General features: G+C 62.1%; 14 protein-coding genes and 1 pseudogene. 12 read left to right on the top strand and 3 right to left on the bottom strand.

Annotated elements, in window-relative coordinates; all coding sequences use genetic code 11:
- Positions 1 to 29 precede the first annotated feature (29 nt).
- The 8 genes from BUB54_RS12015 to BUB54_RS11980 are packed head-to-tail and all read left to right on the top strand — an operon-like array spanning position 30 to position 9,477.
- A complete protein-coding gene (locus BUB54_RS12015; protein WP_048880061.1) occupies positions 30 to 1,283 on the top strand; it encodes a sarcosine oxidase subunit beta family protein in 1,254 nt (417 codons plus the stop codon).
- Positions 1,284 to 1,296: 13 nt separating this feature from the next.
- Positions 1,297 to 1,566, top strand: coding sequence for a sarcosine oxidase subunit delta (locus BUB54_RS12010; RefSeq protein WP_048880060.1), 270 nt, complete (start codon positions 1,297 to 1,299; stop codon positions 1,564 to 1,566).
- Complete coding sequence (locus tag BUB54_RS12005; RefSeq protein ID WP_048880059.1) at positions 1,563 to 4,541, top strand: sarcosine oxidase subunit alpha family protein; 2,979 nt, start codon at positions 1,563 to 1,565, stop codon at positions 4,539 to 4,541. Before BUB54_RS12010 ends, BUB54_RS12005 begins: the two co-directional genes overlap by 4 nt.
- Positions 4,534 to 5,100 (top strand): sarcosine oxidase subunit gamma, encoded by a 567-nt coding sequence (locus BUB54_RS12000; protein ID WP_048880058.1) that lies wholly within the window; start codon positions 4,534 to 4,536, stop codon positions 5,098 to 5,100. Before BUB54_RS12005 ends, BUB54_RS12000 begins: the two co-directional genes overlap by 8 nt.
- A 3-nt stretch (positions 5,101 to 5,103) precedes the next feature.
- Positions 5,104 to 6,471 carry an L-serine ammonia-lyase gene (locus tag BUB54_RS11995; protein WP_048880057.1) on the top strand — a complete coding sequence of 456 codons (1,368 nt, stop codon included), beginning with the start codon at positions 5,104 to 5,106 and terminating at the stop codon, positions 6,469 to 6,471.
- 41 nt (positions 6,472 to 6,512) lie between these two features.
- Positions 6,513 to 7,400, top strand: a complete 888-nt coding sequence (locus BUB54_RS11990; protein WP_199444740.1) for a methylenetetrahydrofolate reductase — start codon at positions 6,513 to 6,515, stop codon at positions 7,398 to 7,400.
- Entirely contained in the window at positions 7,397 to 8,248 is an 852-nt protein-coding gene (purU, locus tag BUB54_RS11985; RefSeq protein WP_048880056.1) for a formyltetrahydrofolate deformylase, read from the top strand. The genes BUB54_RS11990 and purU overlap by 4 nt, the downstream gene beginning before the upstream one ends.
- Positions 8,249 to 8,280: 32 nt before the next feature.
- Positions 8,281 to 9,477 carry a YbfB/YjiJ family MFS transporter gene (locus BUB54_RS11980; protein ID WP_048880055.1) on the top strand — a complete coding sequence of 399 codons (1,197 nt, stop codon included), beginning with the start codon at positions 8,281 to 8,283 and terminating at the stop codon, positions 9,475 to 9,477.
- On the opposite strand, the gene BUB54_RS11975 is transcribed toward BUB54_RS11980, so the two are convergent.
- The 3 genes and pseudogenes from BUB54_RS11975 to BUB54_RS11960 all read right to left on the bottom strand — a co-directional run bounded on the left by BUB54_RS11975 (position 9,443) and on the right by BUB54_RS11960 (position 12,563).
- Positions 9,443 to 9,859, bottom strand: a complete 417-nt coding sequence (locus tag BUB54_RS11975) for a DUF488 domain-containing protein (protein ID WP_048880054.1) — start codon at positions 9,857 to 9,859, stop codon at positions 9,443 to 9,445. The genes BUB54_RS11980 and BUB54_RS11975 overlap by 35 nt on opposite strands.
- Positions 9,860 to 10,220: 361 nt before the next feature.
- Positions 10,221 to 11,003, bottom strand: a pseudogene (locus tag BUB54_RS11965) (IS5 family transposase); the annotation flags it as partial.
- A gap of 804 nt (positions 11,004 to 11,807) precedes the next feature.
- Positions 11,808 to 12,563, bottom strand: coding sequence for a helix-turn-helix transcriptional regulator (locus tag BUB54_RS11960; RefSeq protein ID WP_048879972.1), 756 nt, complete (start codon positions 12,561 to 12,563; stop codon positions 11,808 to 11,810).
- An 82-nt stretch (positions 12,564 to 12,645) separates the two neighbouring features.
- On the opposite strand from BUB54_RS11960, the gene BUB54_RS11955 reads away from it, so the two are divergent.
- From BUB54_RS11955 to BUB54_RS11940, 4 genes are all read left to right on the top strand, one after another.
- A complete protein-coding gene (locus tag BUB54_RS11955) occupies positions 12,646 to 13,401 on the top strand; it encodes an SDR family oxidoreductase (protein ID WP_048879977.1) in 756 nt (251 codons plus the stop codon).
- Positions 13,402 to 13,412: 11 nt separating this feature from the next.
- Positions 13,413 to 13,856, top strand: a complete 444-nt coding sequence (locus BUB54_RS11950; protein WP_048879973.1) for a lipocalin-like domain-containing protein — start codon at positions 13,413 to 13,415, stop codon at positions 13,854 to 13,856.
- 266 nt (positions 13,857 to 14,122) lie between these two features.
- Complete coding sequence (locus BUB54_RS11945; protein WP_199444735.1) at positions 14,123 to 15,418, top strand: amidohydrolase; 1,296 nt, start codon at positions 14,123 to 14,125, stop codon at positions 15,416 to 15,418.
- A gap of 5 nt (positions 15,419 to 15,423) precedes the next feature.
- Complete coding sequence (locus tag BUB54_RS11940; RefSeq protein WP_048879975.1) at positions 15,424 to 16,065, top strand: trimeric intracellular cation channel family protein; 642 nt, start codon at positions 15,424 to 15,426, stop codon at positions 16,063 to 16,065.
- Positions 16,066 to 16,319 lie beyond the last annotated feature (254 nt).

Raw genomic sequence — 16,319 nt, 5'->3', positions numbered from 1 at the left:
CAACCCGAAGCTTAAGGCGTCATCATCTCATGCAACGCTACTCCGCTCTCGCGCTGATCAAGCAGTCGCTGAACGGCCACAAAGGCTGGAAGCCTCAATGGCGCGATCCCGAACCCAAATCGTCTTACGACGTGATCATCATCGGTGGTGGTGGTCACGGCCTTGGCGCCGCCTATTACCTGGCCCAGAAGCATGGCATCCGCAATGTCGCGGTGCTGGAGAAAGGCTGGATCGGTGGCGGCAATACCGGCCGCAACACCACCATCATCCGTTCGAACTATCTGTTCGACGAGAGCGCCGCGCTCTACGATCACGCGCTGCAGATGTGGGAGGGCCTGTCTCAGGACCTCAACTACAACGTTATGTTCTCGCAGCGCGGCGTGCTAATGGTGGCGCATAATGTACACGACGAGCAGAGCTTCAAGCGCCATGTTTATGCCAACCGCCTGAACGGCGTTGACAATGAATGGCTGACGCCGGAGCAGGCCAAGGCCTTCTGCCCGCCGCTGAACATTGCGCCCGGCATGCGCCATGCCGTCACCGGCGCGGCGCTGCAGCGCCGCGCCGGCACGGCGCGCCACGACGCCGTGGCCTGGGGTTACGCCCGCGGCGCCGACGCGCTGGGGGTCGATATCATCCAGAATTGCGAGGTCACCGGCATTGAGCGCGACGCCACCGGCCGCGTGACGGGTGTGCAGACCACGCGCGGGCGCATCGGCGCGCGCAAGATCGGAGTCAGCGCCGCGGGCAGTACCTCGCTGGTGATGGAGATGGCCGGGCTGCGCATGCCGTTGGAGAGTTATCCGCTGCAGGCGCTGGTGTCGGAGCCGGTGAAGCCGATCTTCCCCTGCGTGGTGATGTCCAACACCATCCACGCCTATATCAGCCAGTCCGACAAGGGTGAGCTGGTGATCGGCGCGGGCACGGATTCCTATGTCTCCTACAGCCAGCGCGGCGCGCTGCATATTCCGATGCACACGCTGGAGGCGATCTGCGAGCTGTTCCCGATCTTCCGGCGCATGCGGATGATGCGCAACTGGGGCGGCATCGTCGATGTCACGCCGGACCGCTCGCCGATCCTGGGCAAGACCCCGGTGCCGGGCCTGTATGTAAATTGCGGTTGGGGCACGGGCGGCTTCAAGGCCACCCCTGGCGCGGCGGATCTGCTCGCCTACACCATCGCCAAGGACGAGCCGCACCCGATCAACGCCCCGTTCAACCTCGAGCGCTTTGGCGCTGGCCGGCTGATCGACGAAGCCGCCGCCGCCGCGGTCGCCCATTGAAGGACGCCAAGCAATGCTCCTGATTCCCTGCCCCTATTGCGGCAACCGGCCCGAGATCGAGTTCGCCTATGGCGGCGAGGCGCATGTTGTGCGCGCCGCCGACCCCCGTAAGGAGGACGACGCGGCCTGGACCGAGTTCCTCTACTTCCGGAAGAACCCGCGCGGCGACCATGCCGAGCGCTGGCGCCACGCGTTTGGCTGTGGCCGATTTTTCAACGTCAAGCGCAACACCTATACTGACCATATCGAGGCGAGTTATCGCATCGGGGAGATGCTCCCATGACGCAATCTTATCGGCTTTCCGCAGGCGGCCGGATAGACCGCACCCGCACGCTCACTTTCAGCTTCGACGGCAAGCTCTACCTTGGTCATCCCGGTGACACGCTGGCCTCGGCCCTACTCGCCAATGGCGTGCATCTCGTCGGCCGCTCGTTCAAATATCACCGCCCCCGCGGCATCCTCACCGCCGGCGGCGAGGAGCCCAATGCGCTGGTCGGCGTCGGGCGCGATGATGCGCATTTCACGCCCAATCTGCGCGCCACCCAGGTCGAACTCTATGACGGCCTGACCTCCGAGAGCCAGAACCGCGCGCCTTCGCTGGAGCGCGATTACGGCGCGATCAACGATGTGTTCTGGCGCTTCTTTCCGGCCGGGTTCTACTACAAGACCTTCATGTGGCCGCGGAAGGCGTGGACGAAATTCTTCGAGCCGCGCATCCGCGAGATGGCCGGCCTTGGCCGCTCGCCCCAAACCCCGGATGCCGCCCGCTACGCCCAGCGCTTCGCGCATTGCGACGTGCTGGTGGTCGGCGCTGGCCCGGCCGGCCTAGCTGCCGCCCTGGCCGCCGCCAAGACCGGCGCGCGGGTGATCCTGTGCGATGAGCAATCCGAGGCGGGCGGGTCGCTGCTGGCCGAACCCGATGCGCAGATCGACGGCCTGCCCGCCGCCGAATGGCTGAAGACCGCGCTGGCCCAGTTCGTCGCCTATCCGCAGGTAAAGCTGCTCACCCGTACCACCGCCTTCGGCTACTTCCCGCACAACATGATCGGCCTGGCTCAGGCGCTTACCGACCATGAGGGCGAGCGCAACGACGCGCAGCCGCGCGGCCGACTGTGGCAGGTACGCGCCAAGCGCGTGGTCATCGCCGCGGGCGCCATCGAGCGGCCTCTGGTGTTCCCGGATAATGACCGGCCCGGCATCATGCTGGCCGAGGCTGCGCGCCTCTACCTGGAGCGCTACGGCGTGCTGCCCGGCCGCCGGGCGCTGATCTTCACCGCGCATGACGGCGCCTACCGCACGGCGCTGGCGCTGCAACGCGCCGGCTGCGCGATCGCCGGCATCGTCGATCTGCGGCCGAATGCGGGCGGGCCCTGGGTGGCCGCCGCGCAAAAGGCGGGGCTGGCCATATACCCGGCCTCGACCATCGCTACCACGGATGGGCGCCTGCGCATCACCGGCGCTACCGTCAAGCCGATCGCCGGCGGCAGCGGGCAGCGCCTTAGCTGCGACACGCTGCTGATGTCTGGAGGCTTCACCCCGAGCGTGCATCTGTTCTCGCAGAGCCGCGGCAAGCTGGTGTTCGATGCCACGCTGGACGCCTTCCTTCCCGGCGCGCCGGCCGAGGCGTGCAGCGTCGCCGGCAGCGCCGCGGGCGTGGCCGCCCTGGCCGAAGTGATGGCTTCGGGCGCCGAGGCGGGGGCCGAAGCCGCGGGTGGCAGCGCTTTCAGCTATCAGGTGACCAACGCGCCGGAGGCGCAAGGCGGCTTCATCGGAGCCGTGCCCTATCATGGCGATCCCGGTTCGGTCCGCGCCTTCCTCGACTACCAGAACGATGTCACCGCCAAGGATATCGCGCTGGCGATGCGTGAGGGCATGAAGTCGGTCGAGCATGTCAAGCGCTTCACCACCAACGGCATGGCCACTGATCAGGGCAAGCTGTCGAACATGAACGCGCTCGGCATCATGTCGCCGGTGCTGGGCAAGCCGGTCCCCGCTATCGGCACCACCACCTTCCGCATGCCCTACACGCCGGTGCCGTTCGGCTATTTCGCGGGCTATGCGCGCGGAGAGCTGTTCGATCCCGAGCGCCACACCGCGATCCATGGCTGGGCCGAGGCCCAGGGCGCGGTGTTCGAGGATGTCAGCCTGTGGAAGCGCGCGCGTTACTTCCCGCGCGGCTCCGAGGACATGCACAAGGCGGTGGCGCGCGAATGCCGCGCCGTGCGCAACGGGGTTGGCATTTTCGATGCCTCTACCCTAGGCAAGATCGAGGTCGTCGGCCCGGATGCGGCGGAGTTCCTCAACCGCATGTACATCAACGCCTGGACCAAGCTGCAGCCTGGCAAGCTGCGCTACGGCATCCTGCTGCGCGAGGACGGCTTCGTCATCGATGACGGCGTCATCGGCCGCATCACCGATACGCGGTTCCACGTCACCACCACCACCGGCGGCGCGGCGCGCGTGCTGACGATGATGGAGGATTACCTGCAGACCGAGTTCCCCGAACTCAATGTCTGGCTGACCTCGACCACCGAGCAATACGCGGTGATTGCGGTGCAGGGGCCGATGGCGCGCAAGGTCGTAGCGCCGCTGATCACGGGGGCGGATATCTCCGCCGAGGCGCTGCCGCATATGAGCATGGTGGAATGCAAGATCGCCGGTGTCCCGGCACGCCTGTTCCGCGTCAGCTTCACCGGCGAGCTCGGCTTCGAGATCAACGTGCCCGCCGATTACGGCCGCGCCGTGTGGGAGGCGCTGATGGCCAGCGGCAAGCCGTATGACATCACGCCCTATGGCACCGAGACCATGCACGTGCTGCGCGCCGAGAAGGGCTACATCATCGTCGGCCAGGAGACCGACGGCACGGTGACTCCGGATGATGTCGGCTATGCTGGCATGATCGGCAAGGCCAAGCCGGACTTCGTCGGCAAACGCGCTCTGGCCCGCAAGGCCTTTGCCGAGCAGACCAACCGCAAGCAGCTCGTTGGCCTGCTCACCGACGACCCCGCGCTGGTGCTCGACGAGGGCGCGCATATCGTCGCCGATCCCGCGCAGCCCAAGCCGATGACCATGCTTGGCCATATCACCTCCTCGTATTGGAGCGAGACGCTTGGCCGCTCCGTCGCGCTGGCCCTGCTGCGCGATGGCCGGGCGCGCACCGGCGAGCAGCTCTACGTACCGCTCGCCACCGGCAATGCCCGCGTCAGCGTCGTCGCGCCCGTCTTCTATGATCCGGAAGGAACCAGGCTCAATGGATAATCTTGCAGAGACGACCTCGCTGTCGCGGCTGTTTGCGCTCAGCGGCCAGGCCGGAGACAGGCATTGCCGCCCCGTTACCGGCGGCGCCCGCTTCTCGCTGCGCGTGCCGCAGGCATCGCTCGGCGCGGCGGGCGAGGCCCTGGGCCTCGACCTCACCGGCCCGATCAACCGCGCGGTCAGTGCGGGCCAGCGCACCGCGCTGCGCCTCGGCCCCGATGAGTGGCTGCTGCTGCTCGCAGAGACCGATGCCGCCACCGTCGCCGCCAGCCTCTCGCAACGGCTGACGGACGGGCTGTATTCGCTCGCCGATATCAGCCACCGGCAGACGGGCATCGCGCTTGAAGGCGTAGCGGTCACCGACATCCTCAACGGTGGTTGCCCGCTCGATTTCGACCCCGCCGCCTTTCCGGTCGGCATGGCCACGCGCACCATCTTCTTCAAGGCCGAGATCGTGCTGTGGCGTCAGGATTTGACACGCTTCCACATGGAAGTCTGGCGTTCCTTCGCGCCCTATGTGTGGTCGCTGTTGGCCAATGTCGGCTGTGAATACGCGGATTAACCGATGATCAGCGCCTTTGATCTGTTCAAAATCGGCATCGGCCCCTCCTCATCGCATACCGTCGGGCCGATGCGCGCCGCCCATCTCTTCACCGGCGGAATGAAGCAGGCGGGGCAGTTGTCCAGCGTTGCCCGGCTGCGGGTGACGCTGTATGGCTCCCTGGCCTGGACAGGCAAAGGCCACGCCACGGATAAAGCCGTGGTCCTCGGCCTGGCGGGTGAGTTGCCGGAGACGGTCGATCCCGACCACGCCGACACCCTGGTCGCCGAGATTTCCACGTGCGGCGCGCTTAAGCTGGAGGGCAGGAACATCGCCTTTGCCCCAGCCGAAGACATCGTGTTCGACCGTGAGACCGCGCCGCCGCGCCACCCCAACACCCTGGCCTTCGAGGCTTTCAATGCCGTCGGCGCCCTGGTGGCCGCCGAGCGCTGGTGCTCGGTCGGCGGCGGCTTCGTCACCCGCGAGGATGAACCCGCCGCGCTCGGCGCAATCACCACGCAAGTGCCCTATCTATTCGCCAACGCGGTCGATCTGCTGCGCATCAGCCAGGAGACCGGGCTAACCATCGCCGAGATCGTGCGCGCGAACGAGGTGGCGTTGCGCCCGGCTGCCGAGGTGCTGGCGCATGTCGACCGCGTGATCGCCACCATGATGGCGGCGATCGACCGCGGCCTGCAGGGCGAAGGCGTGCTCCCCGGCGCGCTCAAAGTACCCCGCCGAGCGCGCGCGTTGCGTAAGCGGCTGGAGGCCGATACCAGCCGCAACGACCTCGCCCCGCATGAGAAGATGGACTGGGTCAGCCTGTTCGCCATGGCGGTGAACGAGGAGAACGCCGCTGGCGGGCGCGTCGTCACCGCGCCGACTAACGGCGCAGCCGGCGTCATTCCCGCGGTGCTGCGGTATTACAGCGACATGTGCCCCGGTGCCTCACATGAGGGCATGCGCAATTTCATCTTCACCGCCACCGCCATTGGCGGCCTATTCAAAACCAATGCCTCGATTTCCGGCGCCGAGGTCGGCTGCCAGGGCGAGGTCGGCGTCGCCTCCTCGATGGCGGCGGCGGGGCTGGCGGCGGCGCGCGGCTGCACCAACGCGCAGGTCGAAAACGCCGCCGAAATCGCCATGGAACACCACCTCGGCATGACCTGCGACCCCGTCGGCGGGCTGGTGCAAATTCCTTGCATTGAGCGCAACGCCTTCGGCGCGATCAAGGCGATCAGCGCCGCTTCGCTCGCTCGCCGCGGCGATGGCTCGCACATCGTCTCGCTTGACCAGGTGATCGCCACCATGCGCCAGACCGGCGCCGATATGAACACCAAGTACAAGGAAACCTCGCTCGGCGGCCTCGCCGCCAATTTCATCGAGTGCTGAGCACTCCGGCCCGCCCGCAACCGCAAACGGATTTGAACGAGATGCACGAGGAGATGACGGCGGCGATGCAATGGAACTGTCTGGACGGGTGGTCGATGGAGGCCACGGCCCGCGATATCCCGAACCTCGCGGCGATGGCGTCCCGCTTCGCGCCCGGCACCATCATCGCCATTCCCTACCTGGCCAGTGAGTCCGATGCCGACCGGCTCGACGCCGCCGCCGCCATCCGCGAATTGGGTTTCACGCCTATGCCCCACATCGCCGCGCGCCGCCTGAGCAGCTGCGGCGCGTTAGAGCGCCTGCTGGAAGGTTGGGCGGCGCGGGCCAAGGTCGAGCGGATGTTGGTGCTGGCGGGCGATTGCGCGCGTCCGGCGGGCCCGTTCGAGGATGCGCTGGCGTTGCTGCAAACCGGCCTGCTCCGCCGCCATGGCGTGCATACCGCCGTGATCTCCGGCTACCCGGAAGGCCACCCCAAAATCCCCGACCCGCGCCTCGCGCGCGCCATGCGCGACAAACTCGCCGCCATCGCCGATCAGGGACTCACGGCCGAAATCGCCACCCAATTCTGCTTCTCCGCCACGCCGCTGCTGGACTGGCTGGAGGAACTGCGCGCCGGGGGCATACTGGTCCCGGTCCGCCTGGGCGTGCCGGGACCCGCCAATTTGCGCACTCTGCTGCGCTACGCCGCCCTGTGCGGCGTCAGCGCCTCCGCCGCCGTACTCGCCCGCTACGGCTTCTCCCTGACCAAGCTGCGCAGCCATGCCGGCCCTGACCAACTCGTGCACGCGCTGGTCAGCGGCCTCGCGCTAGAGCGCCACGGCCAGGTCTTCGCGCATTTCTATCCATACGGCGGCATGTCGAGCCTCGGCGCCTGGCTCGAGCGCCAGCGCTTCGTGCATGCGCCTCTCGTCAAGGTGAGAATTTCATGACCGTCTCCTACACGCTCAGCTTCTCCTGTCCCGACCGCGCGGGCATCATCGCCCAGGTCAGCGGCGCCATCTTCGAGCATCGCGGTAATATCCGCGTGCTCAACCAGTTCAACGACCCCGATACCGGCCTGTTCTTCATGCGCATGGCGTTCGTCACCGATTGCACGCGGGCCGAGCTGGAGCGCACCCTGGGCGCTCTCGCCCAGAGCCTGCAGATGAAATGGGAGCTGCGCTCGAAAGACGAGCGCCAGCGCGTGCTGCTGCTGGTCTCCAAATTCGACCATTGCCTCGCCGATCTGCTCTACCGGACCCGCATCGGCGAGCTGGACATGGAGATTTGCGGCATCGTCTCCAACCATCCCAAAACCGCGCTCAAGGTCACCGAACTCGGCGCCGTTCCGTTCCACCATTTGTCGGTGGGGGCGGAGAACAGAGCGGCGCAGGAAGCGCAAATCCTCGGCCTGGTCAAAGACCTCAACATCGATCTCGTGATCCTCGCCCGCTACATGCAGATCTTGTCGGATTCCTTCGCAGCGGCGCTCAGCGGGCGCTGCATCAACATTCATCACAGTTTCTTGCCCAGCTTCAAGGGCGCCAAACCCTATCACCAGGCCTATGCCAATGGCGTGAAGATGATCGGCGCCACCGCCCATTACGTCACCGCCGATCTCGATGAAGGCCCGATCATCTACCAGGATGTGGAAGCCGTCAGCCATGCTGACATGCCGGACGACCTCGTGCGCAAGGGCCGCAATATCGAACAGCGCGTGCTCTCCCGCGCCGTCTCTTGGCACCTCGCCCAGCGTGTGCTGATGAATGGCAATAAAACCGTCGTATTCTGGAGTTAAGGGGATGATCCTGGCATGAGGACCGGAGCGCCATGGGCGCGACCATGACGCCAAGCCGCGTCGTGGCGCACAGGATGCCGGGGTTTCCGGTCATCCGCACGGCTCTCAGCGGCTTGCTGGCTATGTTTGTGGGCATTGGCGTGGCGCGTTTCAGCTTCGCCCCCTTGGTGCCGGCGCTGGTCAAGGCGCAATGGTATAGCGCGTCCAGCGCCTTCTGGTTCGCAACGGTCAATCTCGCGGGTTATTTCATCGGCGTCGCCGCCATCCGCGCGTGGCGCGGCGCTTATCCGGCCAAACCGGCGATGGTGCTGGCCATGGGCCTCACCGCCGCCGCCACCCTGTGCTGCGCGCTGAACTGGGGGACAGCCTGGTTCGGGTTCTGGCGGCTGGTGTCGGGGCTCACCGGCGGGGTGCTGATGGTCCTCATGGCCTCAGCCGTCGTCGGGCGCGCACCGCCCGCTTCCCGCGGACGGGTCAGTGGGTTCGCCTTTTCAGGGATGGGCGCGGGCATGACCTTCAGCTCCCTGGCGATCCCGCATCTGCTGCTCTACGGGCTGGTGTTCACCTGGGCGGCGCTCGGCGCGCTCTGCGCGGGCGCCACGCTGATTGTGGCGCTGATCATGCCGCCCGCGCGCATCGAGCCGCCGCAACGGCATGCGGCCAAGGGCTCGCCGCCGCTCGTGGTGCTGTTGCTGATCTCAGCCTATGCGTTTTCGGCCCTTGGTTTCATGCCGCATATGTTGTTCTGGTCGAGCTTCATCGCGATCGGGCTGGGGCGCGGCGTCGCCGCTGGCGCGGTGATGGCTGCCTGGATCGGGCTGGCCGCCACGCTGGGGCCGCCATTATTGGGCCGCGCGGCCGATCGCTTCGGCTTTCTGCCAACGCTGGCGGCGGGGTTTGTGGTCATGGGCGGGGCCGTCGCCATCCCCCTGTTCACCGATGCCGTTCCGGCCCTGGTTGTTTCGGCCCTCTGCGTGGGGGCGGTGGCATTGGGCACGGTCATGCTGGTCGCCGGCGCTATTGCCGGGATGGTGCCGCCCGCGCGTCTCTCCACGGATTGGGGTTTGGCGGCGATGACTTACGCGATCACGCAGATCTCCGCCGCCGCCTTGCTCTCGCATTTATTCCGGCTGACGGGGAGTTACGGCATTCTGTTCCGGTTCGGTGTCGGCGCGCAGGCGCTGGGCTTGCTGTTCATCTCGCTGGCCGCGTGGATGGCGCGGCGCTGAGGGCTGAGCCACGCCGGTGCTGCGCGTCTGCGATGAATGAGGCCAGAACTAGCGCGTGATTATGCGCTGTGTCACGGGCGCCATAGAGCAATGTCACGCGGCCTTGCCGCAGCAGCGCCGCCAGCGCCTTCAACGGTTCGTCCTTCGTTTTGAGTTCCTCGCGGTAAAGCGCCTGGAATTCCGCCCAGCGCGCCGGATCATGGCCAAACCACTGGCGCAGCGCCGTGCTGGCCGCGATCTCCTTCAGCCAAAGCGTCAGCGCCGCATCCTCCTTGCGCAAGCCGCGCGGCCATAGCCGGTCCACCAGCACGCGCGCGCCGTCGCTGGTTGCGGGCGGGTCATAGACCCGTTTGACGTGCAGATCGGGAGTCGCGTTTGTCATTCTCACGCCGCCTCATGTGGCTGAAATCATGAACAATATGGAGATAGGCGACCATGTCAGGATTGCGAGCCCAGCACCCGCCGGAGATTGACATGTAAAAGGAAAAATTGATTAAATATGCGTTCAATATGAAGGTTTTTTGGCTCAAAGCCAAGGCGGCCGCGTGTCGGCCTGCGCAAGGGGGATGGTTTGGATATCAACGCGGTGCGGACATTTCTGTAAATCGTGAAGACCGGCAGCTTTGTTAGCGCGGCGGCCAATCTCAACCTCACCCAGACCGCGGTAAGCGCGCGGGTGCGCTGCTCACACGCGAGGGGCAGGAGTTCTAGCGTTACGCCGCGGCACTGGTGCAGGTGTGGGAGCGCGCGTTCCTGGCTTTCTCGGCCTCGTCGACGACGCCCTTGACCTTGCAGCACCGGTTGGTGAAGTCCTTGGCGCGCGGCGCATGTTCGCGAACGACATCGCGCTGGCCGCGATAAGCCTGGTCGCCCCAGACGCGGGTTTCCTTTCCATGCAGCAGATCGCCCAGAACTGCGCTGTCATGCACATTCGCCGCCGTCGCCACCACCGCGTGAATGATCTTGGTTTTGCTGTCCACGCCCACATGCGCCTTCATGCCGAAATACCATTGCTGCCCTTTGCGGGTCTGGTACATCTCCGGATCGCGCCGGCCAGACGCATTCTTGGTCGAAGATGGTGCCGCGATAATCGTCGCGTCCACGATCGTGCCCGTGGATATCTTGATCCCGCGCGCTTCAAGGTGCGCATGAACCTGCTCAAACAGCACCCGCCCGAAATCGTGCGCCTCAAGCAAGTGGCGGAATTTGCAGACGGTCGTCTCGTCAGGGACCGGCTCCTGACCCAGGTCAATGCCAACAAAACGGCGCATCGAGGCTGATTCGTAAAGCGCTTCCTCAACCGCGGGGTCAGACAGGTTGAACCCGTGCTGGAGAAAGTGAATGCGCAACATCCGCTCAAGCCCAACAGGCCGGTGGCCCCTCCCGGCCTTCGGGTACACAGGCTCAATCAACGCGTGGAGATCGCCCCAGGGGATGACCTGCTCCATCTCCGCCAAAAATGCCGCGCGCCGCGTCGTCTAGCCGTAACGCTCAAAGCCAACTCCGGCAAAGCTCGACTGACGCATGCAAACGCCCCCCGCAAAAAACAGAGTTTAAGAAATGCCGTCGTTGCCATTCAAGGCGACTTATTCAGAGATGCCTTAACTGAGACAGGTGTGTGTAGCGTTTGGAGCAGATCCGTAGCTATTCTCAGTTGAGCTGCGGCCCCCCGAGGGGAGGCGTCGAACATTGCCGGGTGGCTAGCATGCACTAGATGATCGAGATCAGAAAAAATGATCCAGATCCACTCGCGCGAAATAATAAGTTAATTTTTATTTCGGATTTATTTATGTTACGATATATTTATGACGACGAAAACAAAGCTATTCAATGTGGACGACCTTTACTTGGAATATAGGCTCCTTAGGTCAGGAAAAATTATCCCCGACACGGGAACCCGTGAAGCCCGCATTCAGCAGATAGAATTAGATTTGTTTCCAGACGATAAGGAAAAAATCAAATTGCCAAAAATAAAATAGTTCAACTCGAATCGGTCTGTTACTAAAATAATCGATTCTAGTAGGGTCGCTGAACGTTACCTTCTTCGCTTAATCAGGTAATGCGTTGGTCTTTACCACGCACTCTGCTAGTGCTGCGTCCAATTCCAAGTTCTCGGGTGTGCTTTTGCTAACATGATGCTTTTGCAATTTCGGACAGTCGTTTGCAAAAAAGAGGTTGCGTGGGGCATTAGAAACCTCTGAAAAAACTCATTTTAGCAAGGCAAACCAATTTAATTTAATGGGTTAATTGTGGGTCGGGAGACTTAATCAGAGACTCACTAAGTCCCGAAGCGTGAGGCAAAACTTACCTTCAGCGACTCAGACCCGGCGCTACCTTGACGGGTCTGAACGGATGATACCGGCCATGACAGCTCTCAGCACAAGCTGTGCACGGGAGTTCGCATCCAGCTTGTACTTGGCGGACTCAACATGCCCGTGGACCGTGTTGGCGGAGAGCCCAAGGATCATACCAATTTGCTGGTCGCTGCGGCCGACGGCAACCCAGTTCAGGCATTCGACCTCTCGTCGGGTTAGCGCGCGCGGCTCTGGCTCGGCTGGCACCAGCGCCAAGCCCGCCCGAGCATAGGTTTCGCACATACCGTGAATCAGGAAGCGCTCCCGGTCGCTCGGTTCGATGGAGGTCGCAGAGCTAAGCAGGACGAAGCCTACCTCATCATAGCCCGCGCGGATTGGAGAAACGAAGCCGTCAAAGAGGCCGAGAGTTCTGCTTTCAGAAAGAATCCGTATGCCTTTGTCCGAACGTCCAGCAACTTCGATCAGGGTAAACGCGGCTGTGCTTCGGCAGCACTGCGCAAAAACGGGGTCGTCAACCCAGAAGCGCTGCTGTTGATAGCGTTCCGACCATCCTGGTGTCGTTCCGCCGAACAGATATTTCGCTCCGTGGAACTGCCGCGCGCCGAAAATGCGAAGGTAGCCTGCATTCAGAAAGCCCAGAGGCGAGATACGGGCGGCGAACATCTCGCCAAGTGAGGCAAGGTCCTTCGCTCGGGCAAGTTCTTCTACAATGCCAGTGGCTGAGGCATTTACGGCATCAACCCTGGCTTTAGTACCCGCAGAGGTTGTCATGCTCATTCCTCCCCTAATTAGGTCGGTTGCATGGCGCATTAGTAGAGCAGACATTCATCTTACAAGCAAACACGAGGATGACATGCGCAAAGTATTGGTAACAGCCGGTGCCAGCGGAATTGGCAAGGAGATCGCAGCCGCTTTCATCTCGGCCGGCGACACCGTATATGTGTGCGACATCGACGAGAAGGCTCTCGCAGCGGCAACCAACGAACTCCCCGGCCTTAAAACCGGTCGGTATGACGTGGGTGATCGCGCACAGGTCGTGGCGATGGTCGAAGAGGCTACATCGCAGCTTGGTGGCCTCGACATTCTCGTGAATAACGCCGGTATCGGCGGCCCAACCGCCCCAGTCGTCGAACTAGCCCCAGATCAATGGGAGGCCGTCCTGAAGATCGACTTGACTGGCACCTTTCTGGTTACAAAGGCTGCAATTCCCCATCTCATCAAGGCAGGCAAGGGCGTCATCATCAATATGTCGTCGGCCGGAGGACGCTTCGGCTATCCAAGTCGCAGCCCTTATGCGACCGCCAAGTGGGGCATCATAGGATTTACCAAGACTCTATCGATGGAGCTTGGTGAACACGACATCCGGGTGAATGCGATCGCGCCGGGTGCAGTGGATGGCGATCGCATCCAACGCGTCTTTCAGGGCCGAGCCGAGGCTACCGGGCAATCTCTTGATGAGGTGAAGAGAATTTCTATGGCCAACCAATCGATCAAGCGTCTGGTCGATCCCGCTGATATCGCCGCGCTTGCTGTCTTCCTCGCTTCCGACGCCGCAAAGTCGATCTCGGGTCAGGTGCTGCCGATCGACGGCGACTATCAGCGCAACTAAGGAGATCAAGCATGAATCTACGTGAGAAGCTTATTGGCGCTTGGATCCTCGAATCCTACGTCGAGCACCCAGTTGACGGATCGGCTCCGTTTTATCCACTTGGGGAAAACGCCAAAGGCATCATTCTCTATACGCCAGATGGCTACATGTCGGCGCAGCTCATGCGGGTCGGGCGGCCAGAATTCGCGTCGGGCGACTGGTTCAGGGGCACACTCGACGAGTATCGTGCTGCGGCTGGCTACATTGCCTATTCGGGTCAATTCCACGTCGACGAGACCAAGGGAGAGCTCACCCACAGTATGTTCGTCTCCTTTTACCCGAATTGGCTCGACCAAACCCAAGTCAGGACGGTTGAACTGAATAATGATGAACTGCATCTTGGACCCGCGGCACCGATACAGTCGGGCGGCAAGATGGTCATCTCACGTCTCAGGTGGCGGCGAGCTCCTTGCTGAGAGATATGATATTTCCACTCAAAACGTGTGAGAGGATGGGATGTGCATTCTATGTGCAACTGACACGGTCGGTTACGACAGCTTTCGACGCGTTAAGGCACTCCAGCTTTTGGCGTTGGTCGAAGATGATAGCGCCCTCCCGGTGGATGCGGCGCTGCGGATAGCTCGTGAGATTCTCGTCCTAACCGAATCAGAGCGATCGGTCCTATCCTGCGATACGGTAAATCCCCCTGACGAATATCGGATATATTCGCTTAAGGAGCCAGATGATGATTGTTGATTCCGATAAAAATCCCCTGCCACCGGCTCTGTTGCCCGGCCCGTCCGATAAGCTGCTGTTCGAACTGGAGGAAATTTACAAAGACCTACATGCTAACCCGGAATTGTCCATGCGGGAGTACCGAACCGCGGACATTGCCGCTGCGTGGCTGAAGCAGCATGGTTTTGAGGTTACCGAGAAGGTCGGGGGCACTGGTGTCGTTGGACTGCTCCGCAATGGAGAAGGCTCAACCGTCATGTTGCGTGCCGACATGGATGCTCTGCCGATCAAGGAAAGCACTGATCTGCCCTATGCCAGCCAGGCAACGGGCACTGACCGCTTTGATCAGCCCACCTCGATTGCGCATTCGTGCGGCCACGATATGCATGTGGCTTGGCTAATGGGAGCTACAAGGATTTTAGCTGAAAACCGCAGCGCTTGGCGCGGCACGGTGATGGCGGTGTTCCAACCTGGCGAAGAAACCGCTCAGGGCGCCCGTGCCATGATCGCAGATGGCATGGTGACGCGATTTCCCAGGCCCGATGTAACACTAGCACAGCATGTAATGCCGCTTAGCGCGGGAGAGATAGGTTGGCGGACTGGTACGATGCTCTCGGCCGGAGACAGTTGGGAGGTAACCCTCTTCGGACGCGGCGCGCATGGCTCGATGCCGCAGAAAAGCATTGATCCCGTTGTTATGGCGGCCTCCGCCGTCATGCGGCTGCAGAGCGTGGTGTCACGGGAAGTGGCTATGACAGATAGCGCGGTGGTCACGGTCGGGACCCTAAAGGCGGGGTTAAGCGAGAATGTAATTCCAGACCAAGCCATGCTACGGCTTAATGTCAGAACCTTTAAAGAACAGGTACGTAACCGGGTACTCGCCGCAGTAAAGCGGATATTGGAGGCGGAGGCAGCAGCCTCGGGAGCATCAAAGCCGCCCGCATTTTCCGTTCTTAGCGAGTATCCTGTAACGCGTAACGACGAGGCGGCAACACGGGCCGTCGCCGCCGCCCTAGAAGAGCATTTTGGGACCGCCCGCGTACATGAAGTTCAACCAGCCACCGCCAGTGAGGATTTCGGCTTGTTCGGAGCGGCCTGGGGCGTGCCGGTCGTATTTTGGGTGGTTGGCGGAATCGATCCTGACAAGTTCGCAGCCGCTGAAATCGCCGGCAAAGTAGATGAGCTGCCTGCAAACCACGCACCGGATTTTGCACCCGTGATCCATCCGACGCTGAGTACCGGCATTGAAGCGATGCTCGTCGCCGCAAGCAATTGGCTGGCACCGAATATAACAAAGGCCTAACCGGGATGAATTCGGCAATTTTATTGGTCAAGATCCTTGATCTGATTGGCACGTTTGTGTTCGCGATCAGCGGTGCGGCACTAGGTGTCGAACGCGACATGGATTTATTCGGCGTTCTTGTCTTGGCCTTTGTGACCGCCGTTGCAGGTGGAATCGCTCGCGACGAACTCATCGGGGCGATTCCACCCGAATCAATTGCGAATTGGCATAATTTGGCACTCGCTGTCGTCGCCGGATTGCTGGTTTTCCGCTTCTCTAAATCATTTTATCGTCTTCAGCACCCCGTGCAGTTCTTTGATGCAGCCGGGCTTGGTGTCTTTGCTGTAGCTGGAACACAAAAGGCTTTGGATTATGGCATTAACTGGCCAATGGCGGCCGTTCTCGGGATGATCAGTGGGATTGGCGGCGGCATGGTACGCGATATGTTAACCGCACAAGTTCCTACAGTGTTGCGCGCAGATGTTTATGCTGTGGCTGCACTCGCAGGCGCGTTGGTCGTGGTTGTCGGGAGTTCGGTTGGGTTGCAACCTATACTTTGTGCCTTAGTGGGGATTTCATTATGCGTGTTCCTACGTCTGATGGCACTCTATCGGGGCTGGAAGCTACCTGTGGCTTCATCACGTCCGCCGGGATCAAAGCAAGATTGAAATCCACCAAATGATGAATATTTCTCATGTCTGCTAAATTTAGTGACCTCATCAACCGCCTTTGATCGACATGTGAATTTCAACTGAGATCTAACGGGGAAGATGCCGGCTCCCGACTTTATCGCGATGCGCCAGTTTGCGCGCGCGTGCAGACTCAATGCGCCACTTTCGGAACTGGTGGACTGGATTGTATCGATTTAGGCATTACCAACATGAAAACATGTTTACATGTACTCATCCGGCTTCTGGTTAGG

Source organism: Acidocella aminolytica 101 = DSM 11237, assembly GCF_900129125.1.
In the GTDB taxonomy this organism is placed as follows: Bacteria; Pseudomonadota; Alphaproteobacteria; order Acetobacterales; family Acetobacteraceae; genus Acidocella; species Acidocella aminolytica.
The sequence above is the reverse complement of the archived record's forward strand: the minus strand, read 5'-3'. Positions and strand labels throughout refer to the sequence as shown.

Excerpts from the sequence above, each read along its gene's own strand:
- BUB54_RS11955 (WP_048879977.1), top strand. The coding sequence starts at position 12,646 with ATGCGCAAAGTATTGGTAACAGCCGGTGCCAGCGGAATTGGCAAGGAG.
- BUB54_RS12010 (WP_048880060.1), top strand. The coding sequence starts at position 1,297 with ATGCTCCTGATTCCCTGCCCCTATTGCGGCAACCGGCCCGAGATCGAG.
- BUB54_RS11960 (WP_048879972.1), bottom strand. The coding sequence starts at position 12,563 with ATGACAACCTCTGCGGGTACTAAAGCCAGGGTTGATGCCGTAAATGCC.
- BUB54_RS11980 (WP_048880055.1), top strand. The coding sequence starts at position 8,281 with ATGGGCGCGACCATGACGCCAAGCCGCGTCGTGGCGCACAGGATGCCG.
- BUB54_RS11945 (WP_199444735.1), top strand. The coding sequence starts at position 14,123 with ATGATGATTGTTGATTCCGATAAAAATCCCCTGCCACCGGCTCTGTTG.
- BUB54_RS11990 (WP_199444740.1), top strand. The coding sequence starts at position 6,513 with ATGCACGAGGAGATGACGGCGGCGATGCAATGGAACTGTCTGGACGGG.
- BUB54_RS11940 (WP_048879975.1), top strand. The coding sequence starts at position 15,424 with ATGAATTCGGCAATTTTATTGGTCAAGATCCTTGATCTGATTGGCACG.
- BUB54_RS11995 (WP_048880057.1), top strand. The coding sequence starts at position 5,104 with ATGATCAGCGCCTTTGATCTGTTCAAAATCGGCATCGGCCCCTCCTCA.
- purU (WP_048880056.1), top strand. The coding sequence starts at position 7,397 with ATGACCGTCTCCTACACGCTCAGCTTCTCCTGTCCCGACCGCGCGGGC.
- BUB54_RS12005 (WP_048880059.1), top strand. The coding sequence starts at position 1,563 with ATGACGCAATCTTATCGGCTTTCCGCAGGCGGCCGGATAGACCGCACC.
- BUB54_RS11975 (WP_048880054.1), bottom strand. The coding sequence starts at position 9,859 with ATGACAAACGCGACTCCCGATCTGCACGTCAAACGGGTCTATGACCCG.
- BUB54_RS11950 (WP_048879973.1), top strand. The coding sequence starts at position 13,413 with ATGAATCTACGTGAGAAGCTTATTGGCGCTTGGATCCTCGAATCCTAC.
- BUB54_RS12000 (WP_048880058.1), top strand. The coding sequence starts at position 4,534 with ATGGATAATCTTGCAGAGACGACCTCGCTGTCGCGGCTGTTTGCGCTC.
- BUB54_RS12015 (WP_048880061.1), top strand. The coding sequence starts at position 30 with ATGCAACGCTACTCCGCTCTCGCGCTGATCAAGCAGTCGCTGAACGGC.